This is a genomic window from Pseudomonas sp. (genome assembly GCF_050739995.1).
In the GTDB taxonomy this organism is placed as follows: domain Bacteria; phylum Pseudomonadota; class Gammaproteobacteria; order Pseudomonadales; family Pseudomonadaceae; genus Aquipseudomonas.
Genome location: NZ_JBOICG010000162.1, coordinates 1 through 3,936, shown reverse-complemented (window position 1 = coordinate 3,936; position 3,936 = coordinate 1). Strand labels below are relative to the sequence as shown.

The following is a 3,936-nucleotide window of genomic DNA, read 5'->3' as shown; positions in this document are numbered from 1 at the left end:
GTGTGGGGTTGTTGCCGGGGCGTTCTTCGGTGGATGCGATGGACGGACCTTCGCGTACGTATGCGGTGGCGTTGCGTACGGTGTATCGACCGTCGCAGCGTTATCGCGGGGTGGTGCGATTGGTGTTGGCGCAAGACCCGGCGCTGGATGCGGCGGGCAATCAGCGGGAGCAAGGGCTGATGATCGAAGGCTGGCGGCGCCAGGGCAATGGGCTGGAGGTTTGGTATGGCGCAGGGAACCACTTTACGGTGCTCAAGGCGCCGAATGTTCAGGGGTTGGCGCAGTGGTGGCTTGAGCCCGCGGTGATTGGGGAGGTGGTGTCTTGACGCTCGCACACGGTTCTAAATGTGGGAGGGGGCTTGCCCCCGATGGCGGTTTGTCGGTGTACATATCCGTTTCTGTGGTCACGGCCACTTGTGGTTCCGCTCTTACAGCGGGTCACTTTTGGAAGGACCTGTATGGACCGGACACATGGTTGACGGGGCGCCGAAGATCAACAGCCAGATCAAAAGCAGATCAAAAGCAGATTGCTATCTCCCTGATGTATGGAGATCCAAATGTGGGAGCGGGCTTGCTCGCGAAGAGGGAGTGTCAGTTGATGCATTGGTCGGCTGACCCACCGCTTTCGCGAGCAAGCCCGCTCCCACATTGAACCGTGCTCGCTTTAGAACGGACCTCATCACTTCTTTATGGTCATTTATGGAAAAGTCAAAGTTTCGCAAAGTAGGATTAGGCCTGGCAGTGGCGGTCGCGGCGGCATTGGCTATCTATACGGTGCAAGCCCCTGCAGATGCCCCGCAATACCTCACCGCCACAGCCGAACGCGGCGATATTGAAAACGCTGTATTGGCCACCGGCCTGTTGGAGGGCGTCAAGCAGGTCGATGTGGGTGCCCAGGTTTCCGGGCAGTTGAAGTCGCTCAAGGTCAAGGTCGGCGACAAGGTCAAGAAGGGCCAGTGGCTCGCTGAAATCGACCCGTTGGTCCTGGAAAACACCCTGCGCAAAGCCCAGGTGGATGAAGAAAACCTGCAGGCCCAGCGCCGGGCTACGGCGGCCCAGCTCAAGCAGGCCAAGTCGGTGTATGAGCGCTACAAAGGCTTGCAGATCGACGAGTCGGTGTCGCGCCAGGACTTTGAGGACGCCGAGTCAAATTTCCAGGTGCAGCAGGCCAATCTGTTGTCCCTGGATGCGCAGATCAAAAGCGCGCATATCCAGATCGACACCGCCAAGGTCAATCTGGCCTACACCCGCATCGTCGCGCCCATCGATGGTGACGTGGTGGGCATCGTCACCCAGGAAGGCCAGACTGTGATCGCCAGCCAACTGGCGCCGGTCCTGCTCAAGCTGGCAGACCTGGACACCATGACCGTCAAGGCCCAGGTGTCGGAAGCCGATGTGATTCATATCAGCCCCGGACAGCAGGTGTATTTCACCATCCTCGGTGAAGCGGACAAGCGCTACTACGCCAAGCTGCGCGGCACGGAACCGGCGCCACAGAACTTCCTGGAAACGCCGCCCGCCGGCACGCCGAAGCAAAACACCGCGGTGTTCTATAACGCGCTGTTCGACGTGCCCAACCCGGACCATCGCTTGCGTATCGCCATGACCGCCCAGGTGCGTATCGTGCTCGACACCGCCCAGGCTGCGCTGATGGTGCCGGTGGCGGCGCTGGGTGCGCGCAATAACGATGGCAGTTACCCGTTGCGGGTGCTGGATGCCAAGGGCAAGGCGGTGTCCCGGGACGTGAAGACGGGCATCAACAACAACGTCAAGGTGCAGATCCTGGAGGGCCTGGCCGAGGGCGACAAAGTGGTGATTGGCGACCCAACCCCTGCTGTGGCGGGGAGCTGACGCATGACCCAGCCACTGTTGGAACTCAAAGGCATCACCCGCAGTTTCATGGCCGGCGAGCGCGAATTCATTGCGCTCAAGGGTATCGACCTGACCATTCACGCCGGGGAAATGGTCGCGATCATCGGCGCTTCGGGTTCGGGCAAATCCACCCTGATGAATATCCTGGGCGGTCTGGACTACGCCAGTGCCGGCAGCTACAAAATCAATGGCATCGAAACCCGTTCATTGGGCGACGAGCAACTGGCGGAACTGCGCCGGGATTACTTCGGCTTTATCTTCCAGCGTTACCACTTGCTGGCGCACTTAAGCGCCTTGCACAACGTGGAAATGCCGGCGATCTATGCCGGTACGCCGGAAACTGTACGGCATAGCCGGGCACGGGAGTTGCTGGCACGGCTTGGGTTGTCCGGGCATACCACGCACCGGCCGAGCCAGCTGTCCGGCGGGCAACAGCAACGGGTGAGTATCGCCAGGGCCTTGATGAACGGCGGCGAAGTGATCCTCGCCGACGAACCCACCGGCGCCCTCGACACCCACAGCGGCAAAGAGGTGATGCGTATCCTCGCCGAGCTGCACGCGGCCGGGCACACGGTGATCATCGTCACCCACGACCCCAAGGTCGCGGCGAATGCCCAGCGTATTGTGGAGGTCTGCGATGGCGAAATCGTCAGCGACAAGGCCAACGACAGTGTCGGCCTGGACCTGCCCAGCGAAGCCCCCATCGAACCCAGGCGCAGTGGGGCACGCCGCCTGGTGGCAAGCCTGGGCTTGTTCAAAGAGGCGTTCAACATGGCCTGGGTCGCGCTGATTTCCCATCGCATGCGCACCTTGCTGACCATGCTCGGCATTGTCATCGGCATCACTTCGGTGGTGTCGATCTCGGCCATCGGCGAGGGTGCCAAGCGCTATGTGCTCAAGGACATCCAGGCGATTGGCAGTAACACCATCGACATCTTCTCGGGCACCAGTTTTGGTGACAGTCGGGCGTCGGCCATCGAAACCTTAATGCCATCGGATGTGGAGGCGTTGAACCAGCTGTATTACGTCGACAGCGCCACGCCGGTGGTGGGCCGCAACCTGTTGCTGCGCTATGGCAACATCGACCTGGATGCCCAGGTCAATGGCGTCAGTGACCGCTACTTCAAGGTCAAGGGCTTGAAGCTCGAAGCCGGGATTGCCTTCAGCGAAAGCGACGCACGACGCCAGGCACAAGTGGTGGTGATCGATCACAACACCCGTCATCGCCTGTTCGGGCCGAATGTCGACCCGCTGGGCCAGGTGATCCTGGTGGGCAACCTGCCGTGCACGGTGATTGGCGTGACGGCCGACAATAAAAACATGTTCGCCGCCAGCAAAGCGCTGAATGTGTGGGTGCCTTATGAAACAGCGGCGGGACGTCTGTTGGGCCAGCGCCATCTGGACAGCATCACCGTGCGCATCAAGGACGGCCAGCCGAGCAAGGTGGTGGAAGACAACGTCAATAAACTCATGCTGCAACGCCACGGCACCAAGGATTTTTTCACCAATAACCTCGACAGCATCATGCAGACCGTGCAGAAGACCAGCCGCTCCTTGGCGCTGCTGTTGTCATTGATCGCGGTGATTTCGTTGCTGGTGGGAGGCATCGGGGTGATGAATATCATGCTGGTGTCGGTCACCGAGCGCACCCGCGAGATTGGCATTCGCATGGCGGTGGGCGCGCGCCAATCGGATATCCGTCAGCAGTTTCTGGTAGAAGCGGTGATGGTGTGCCTGATCGGCGGGGTGATTGGGATTTCGCTGTCCTACGCCATCGGCTATCTGTTTTCGCTGTTCGTGAAAGAGTGGGAAATGGTGTTCTCCGTGGGTTCGATCATCACTGCGTTTGCCTGCTCGACGTTGATCGGGATTGTGTTTGGCTTTGTGCCGGCGCGGAACGCGGCGCGGCTGGACCCGATAGAAGCGCTGGCCCGGGACTAAGCAAATGTGTAGTGAGCGGGCTTGCCCCGCGCTGGGCGGCGAAGCCGCCCCAATAAGGCCGCCGCGTTGTGTCAGGTAGAACGCGGTGGCAGATTTCGGGGCCGCTACGCAGCCCAGCGCGGG

Annotated in this window: 3 protein-coding genes; all 3 read left to right on the top strand. The window is 60.6% G+C overall.

Annotated elements, in window-relative coordinates:
* Positions 1 to 326 (top strand): hypothetical protein (locus ACRESD_RS05760; RefSeq protein WP_431750046.1); only part of this gene is annotated, 326 nt, incomplete at its 5' end.
* Between the two features lie 373 nt (positions 327 to 699).
* Positions 700 to 1,851, top strand: coding sequence for a macrolide transporter subunit MacA (gene macA / locus ACRESD_RS05755; RefSeq protein ID WP_431750045.1), 1,152 nt, complete (start codon positions 700 to 702; stop codon positions 1,849 to 1,851).
* Between the two features lie 3 nt (positions 1,852 to 1,854).
* Complete coding sequence (locus tag ACRESD_RS05750; RefSeq protein ID WP_431750044.1) at positions 1,855 to 3,813, top strand: MacB family efflux pump subunit; 1,959 nt, start codon at positions 1,855 to 1,857, stop codon at positions 3,811 to 3,813.
* Positions 3,814 to 3,936 lie beyond the last annotated feature (123 nt).